General features: G+C 72.5%; 1 pseudogene. It reads left to right on the top strand.

The annotated features are described in order from the left end of the window. Positions 1 to 418 precede the first annotated feature (418 nt). Positions 419 to 5287 (top strand): annotated as a pseudogene (locus tag Q2K16_RS01125) (type I polyketide synthase); the annotation flags it as partial. Positions 5288 to 5418: the final 131 nt, after the last annotated feature.

The following is a 5418-nucleotide window of genomic DNA, read 5'->3' on the forward strand; positions in this document are numbered from 1 at the left end:
CCCCCGAGCGGATTTCGGGCGGCACGCAGCCCGACGCAGGTCTGCTGCTGACATGGCGGACTCCGGGACCCGGCAGACCGGTTCCCGGTGTCCGGCTCCACCGCGAGCGAGGCTAGCACCCGACAAATTTCCGGACATAGGTCAGATGACTCATCCGTCCATTTAGTGCGCGCACGGAATCGCGTGGTCGGGCATTGCCGGTAAATCCCGGAAATGGATTCCGCCCGATGTCCTGCGTGGTACCAGCCCCGTGTGTAGGCGGGCTGAACAGGGGATATCCGAAATCACGGCGGCGGGGGGTGCTGTGGCCTGCGTCACGCGAGTCAGATTACGGAAGATCCGCCTGGTCCGACTCCGGTACATAGATCAGGAGTTCTCTGACAATTGAGGAGCCTCGATCTTGGTGAGCGACGACGAACTGCTGGATTACCTCAAACGAGTAACCGCTGAGCTGGACAGAACCACCCATCGGCTCCGCGCGGAGGAGGAACGCCAGCGGGAGCCGATCGCCATCATCGGAATGGGTTGCCGCTTTCCCGGCGGCGTCACCTCACCCGAGGACCTCTGGCGACTGCTGACCGCCGGCACGGACGCCATCACCGGCTTCCCCGACGACCGCGGCTGGCCACCCCCGCCCACCCCCGCCCACGACCCCACCACCGCCGTACCCCCGCCCGTACGCACCGGCGGCTTCCTGACCGACGCCGCCGACTTCGACGCCGGCTTCTTCGGCATCGCCCCACGCGAAGCCCTGGCGATGGACCCGCAACAACGACTGCTGCTGGAAACCAGCTGGGAAGCCCTCGAACGGGCCGGAATCGACCCCCGGTCCCTGCGCGGCAGCCGCACCGGCGTCTTCGTCGGCATGGGCAACACCGACTACGCCTTCACCGCCGTCCCACCCCCGGCCGGGCTCGAAGGACACCTGCTCACCGGCGTGTCCGGCAGCGTCGGCTCCGGCCGGCTCTCCTACACCTTCGGCCTGCGCGGGCCCTCCATCACCGTCGACACCGCCTGCTCGTCCTCACTGGTCGCCCTGCACCTGGCCGCCCACTCCCTGCGCGGCGGCGAGTGCGACCTCGCCCTGACCGCAGGCGCAACCGTCATGGCGACCCCGGCCAGCTTCGTCGCCTTCGCACAACACGGCGGACTGGCCCCCGACGGCCGGTGCAAGTCCTACGCCGACGCCGCCGACGGCACCGGCTGGGGCGAAGGGACCGGCGTGCTGCTGGTGGAACGACTGTCCGACGCACAACGACACGGCCACCCCATCCTGGCCGTGCTGCGCGGATCATCAGTCAACTCCGACGGCGCCTCCAACGGCCTGACCGCACCCAACGGCACCGCACAGCAGCAGGTGATCGAGGCCGCACTGACCGCCGCAGGGCTGACCAGCGGCGACGTGGACGCGGTCGAGGGACACGGCTCCGGCACCCGACTCGGTGACACGATCGAGGCGCAGGCACTACTGGCCACCTACGGCCGGAACCGACCGGCCGGACAACCACTGTGGCTCGGCTCCGTCAAATCCAACCTGGGGCACGCCCAGGCCGCAGCCGGCGTCGCCGGAGTGATCAAAATGGTGCTGGCACTGCGACACGGCGTCCTCCCCGCCACCCTGCACGCCCAGCAGCCCAGCACGCGGGTCGACTGGTCCACCGGCACCGTACGCCTCACCACCCGGCAACGACCCTGGCCGACGGTCGACCGCCCCCGCCGCGCCGCCGTGTCGTCCTTCGGAATGAGCGGCACCAACGCCCACGTCGTCCTCGAACAGGCACCCGACCCCACCCCCGACCCCCGACCCGGCCCGGCCCTGCTCCTGCCGTGGGTACTGTCCGCCCGCACCCCCGAGGCGCTGCGCGCCCAGGCCCGACGCCTCCGCGCCCACGTCGACGAGCACGCCCTCGACGCCGCCGACGTCGGCTACTCGCTGGCCGCGACCCGCACCACCCTGGAACACACCGCCGTCGTGACCGGCACCGACCGCACCACACTCCTCGACGGCCTCGAAGCACTCGCCGCGGACCGCGCCGACCCGGCCACCGTGACCGGACGCCGCACCGACACCGCCCGGCAACCGGTGCTGCTCTTCTCCGGACAGGGCACCCACTGGGACGGCATGGCACGCGACCTGCTGGAAACCGAACCCGTCTTCGCCCGCGCCATGACCGAATGCGCCGACGCCCTCGCCGCCTGGCTCGACTGGCCGGTGCTCGACGTCGTCCGCGGGGTGCCCGGCGCACCGACACTGGACCGGGTCGACGTCGTCCAGCCGGTCCTGTTCGCCACGATGGTGGCACTGGCCGAACTGTGGGCGTCCTACGGCGTCCGCCCCGCCGCGGTGGCCGGACACTCCCAGGGCGAGATCGCCGCCGCGTACGTGGCCGGCGCACTCTGCCTACCCGACGCCGCGAAGGTCGTCGCCCTGCGCAGCAGAGCCCTACGACGGCTACGCGGCGCCGGCGCGATGCTCTCGGCCCTCGCACCGGTCGCCGACATCCAGGAACTGCTCACACCGTGGCAGGACCGGCTGTGGATCGCCGCCGTCAACGGGCCGGCCGCCGTCACCGTCTCCGGTGACAACGCCGCCCTCACCGACCTGGAACGCGAACTGTCCCGCCGTGGCATGCTGCGCTGGCGCATCGAAGGCGTCGACTTCGCGGCACACTCCGGCCAGGTGGAGCAGATCCGCGACGAGATCGAGTCGGCACTGACGGGCCTCACCCCGCGCCCGTCCGACGTCCCCTTCTACTCCACCGTCACCGGCACCCACCTCGACACCCGCGTCCTCGACGCCACCTACTGGTACCGCAACCTCCGGGAACCGGTGGCCCTCGACGCCACGACACGGGCCCTGCTCGACGCCGGGCACAGCCTCTTCGTGGAGGTCAGCCCCCAACCCGTGCTCACCATGGGCATCCAGGACCTGATCGACGAGTCGGGCACCGACGCCACGATCATCGGCACCCTGCGGCGGGGCCGCGGCGACCGACGCCAGTTCCTGTCGACCGTCGCCGAAGCGTACGCACGCGGCGCCGACGTCGACTGGCGGGCCGCGTTCACCGGCGCGACCATCGTCGACCTGCCGACCTACGCCTTCCAACGCGACCGCTACTGGCTCCCCGAGGCCGAGGACGCAGACGACCGCCGACACCCCACACCGGCCACCCCCACCAGCGTCGCGGACCAACGGTTCTGGGACGCCGTGGAACGCGTCGACCCCGCCGAGGTCGCCCACCTCATCGGCGTACCGGACGACACCACCCTGCGGGCGGCGCTGCCGGCGATCGCCCGCTGGCGTCAGCAGTCGACCGAGACCACCCTCGCCGACTCCTGGCGCTACCGGGTCTCGTGGACACCGCTGCCGCCACAGCCCCCGGCCGGCCTGCTGGGAACCTGGGTGGTGGTCCAGCCCGCAGCCCACGACCAGGACGACCGCCGGCAAGCGGTGCTCACCCGACTCCAGGACAGCGGCGCGTACCTGCGTACGGTCACCCTGTCACCGGAGGATGCCAGCGGCGAGCGGGCGGCCGAACGGCTGCGCGAGGGCGTGCGTGACGCCCCGGCCGTGGTCGGCGTGGTGTCGCTGCTGGCCCTGACCCGGCGGGAGAACCCCGACCAACCCGACGTCCCCGGCGGCGTCGCCCTGACCCTGGCCCTGGTCCAGGCACTCACCCAGGTGACACTGGCCGCGAAACTGTGGTGCCTCACCTGGGGCGCGACCACCGCGACCACCACCACGCCCGACCCCGCGCAGGCCCAACTGTGGGGCCTCGGCCTCGCCGTGGCCCAGGAACACCCGCGCCTGCTGGCCGGCCTGGCCGACCTGCCCCCACTGCCGCAGGCCGCCGACCTGGCCCACCTCCCCACCGTGCTGTCGGGTCGCACCGGCGAGGACCAGGTCGCGGTGACCGCCTCCCGGGTGCTGGCCCGCCGCCTGGTACGGGCACCGGCACCCGGCCCCGACAGCCGCCGGTGGCAGCCGAGAGACACCATCCTGGTGACCGGCGGCACGGGTGCCCTGGGTTCCCGGATCGCCCGGTGGGCCGCCCGCAACGGCGCCCGGCACATCGTCCTGCTCAGCCGTCGGGGCGCCGCCGCACCGCACGCCGACGACCTCGCCGGGGACCTGCGCGCCTGCGGCGTCACCGTCGCCTTCGAGGCGTGCGACACCGCCGACCGGACGGCCCTCGCCGCTGCCCTCAGCCGGGTCCCGGACGAGTTCCCACTGCGCGCCGTCGTCCACGCGGCAGGCGTCAGCGGCGGCCACACCCTCACCACCGACCTCACCACGGCCCAGTTCGCCGAGGTGGTCGGCGGCAAGGTACGCGGCGCCGACCACCTGGACTCCCTGCTGGCCGACGCGGACCTGGACGCGTTCGTGCTGATGACGTCGCTGTCCGGCGTGCTCGGCGGTGCCGGACACGCCGCCTACAGCGCCGCCAACGCCCACCTCGACGCCCTGGCCTGCCGCCGCCGTGCCGGCGGCCGGACCGCGACGGCCATCGCCTGGGGCGGCTGGACCGAGACCGGACTGACCGCGACCCCCGGCGAACTACGCGACCTGTTCGACCTCGTCGGGGTCCGCGCCATGGCCCCCCAACCGGCGATCACCGCGCTGAGCAGGGCCGTCGCCGGCGGCGACACCACCGTGGTCGTGGCCGACCTGGACTGGTCGCTGTTCATCTCCGCCTACACCTCATTGCGCCCGAGCACGTTCGTCGAGAACTTCGTCGAAGCCGACGACGACCGCGACGGCGGCGCGGACCGTGCGGCCCGACTACGGGAACGGCTCGCGGCCCACGACCCGGCGGAACAGGAACACCTACTGGCCGAGCTGGTGCAGGAACGCGCCGCCGGCGTGCTGCGCCACGCGCAGCCGAACGCGATCGACATCGACCGCCCCTTCCGGGAACTGGGCTTCGACTCCCTGCTGGCCGTCGAACTGCGCAACCGGCTCAACGCCGCCACCGGCCTGCGGCTGGCCACCACCGTGGTGTTCGACCACCCCACCCCGCAGCTGCTGGCACGACAGATACGCGACGCGCTCCTGCCCGACAACGACCCACCACCGTCGCACGCCATCTTCGCCGACCTCGACCGGCTGGAGGCCGGCCTGAACACCACCGCCTTCACCGCCGAGGCCCGGGCCCGGGTGACCGCCCGACTGTCCGAACTGACAGCGAACCTCACGGCCGGCGCGGCGACGACCGGATCGCTGCCCGACACCGCCAGCGACGACGAGATGTTCTCCTACCTCCAGGAGAACTTCGGGATCTCGTGAGCCGGCCGACCGTCACCAGCCGAGGAGGGTCCGTGACCAACTCCGAGCGACTCCGCCACTTCCTCCGCGAGACCGCCACCCAGCTGCAGCACACCCGCCAGCGGCTCGCCGAGGTCGAGGCCCGGTCCCTG

The organism is Micromonospora cynarisoli (assembly GCF_030518815.1).
GTDB lineage: Bacteria > Actinomycetota > Actinomycetes > Mycobacteriales > Micromonosporaceae > Micromonospora > Micromonospora wenchangensis.